Raw genomic sequence first — 905 nt, forward strand, 5'->3', positions numbered from 1 at the left:
CCAACCTTTTACACCGCTAATCTTACAGCGCCTGTCACCCTTGACTGGACAAATGAAGTGATCATTGCGCAAGAGTTGACAACGGCTTGCGAAAAAATCAACCCCTATCAAAATTTTGCACCCCTACCTGGTACAGTAACCCTTGACCCCGCGACAGACTTTTGGCATGAACAGCGCACCGATTGGCTCTCAAGCGTGACCAATCAACTGAACATGGGATGGAACCGTGGGAGAAGCATTCGTAAAACAGAAGTGCGTGATGATTTGGTGAGTGCAACCCAAGAGCAAATCGATTTCTTAAGACAAATTACCCTTTCCTTTAAAATTGAAGGTTTTGGCAAAGGGGAAAAATTAGAAAGCTTTACCTTTGATGGCGTGGATGTTTTACAAAAAATCTATTATTGTTTTACATCTCCCGATGGCGCTCTTGAAGGCGCTTTCACGATTCCACAAAATATTACAGCTGGCACAAAAAACGTTGTGGCACGGGGAAAAGGTGGAACCATTGCCACGGGTCTTTTTACAGGGCAAGGCGTGATTGATGTGAAAGTGATGCGGCGCACCACCACGGTGAAGATATGGACGCAAGTAGACCCACAAGCACAAGTCTTTACACCCGATGAAACACGGCAAATCACCGGTATTGACTTTCATCTTTGCAAAATCGGCAATGAGAACCATGATTTGGTGATTGATTTGGTCACCACTGAAAACGGTTATCCGACCGCCGATATCCAAGCACAAAGCTTTTATTCCATGAAGGGCGCAAAGCTAGGGTGGGCAGAGGCACGCTATGATGTACCACTCCTTGTCCCCGATGACCGCTTAACGGCTTTCGTTATCAAGACAGATGATAGTAATCATTCTGTCTCCTTAGCAAAGCTTGGGGATTTTGATGCAGAACA

The 905-nt window shown here is 45.7% G+C and carries 1 protein-coding gene; it reads left to right on the plus strand.

The genetic code is table 11. The features are described 5' to 3' along the window. The coding region (locus ACFIKE_RS11675; protein WP_375650110.1) for a DUF4815 domain-containing protein at window positions 1-905 on the plus strand (905 nt) is incomplete at both ends.

The organism is Bartonella sp. MU70NMGDW, from assembly GCF_042194085.1.
Classification (GTDB): domain Bacteria; phylum Pseudomonadota; class Alphaproteobacteria; order Rhizobiales; family Rhizobiaceae; genus Bartonella; species Bartonella grahamii.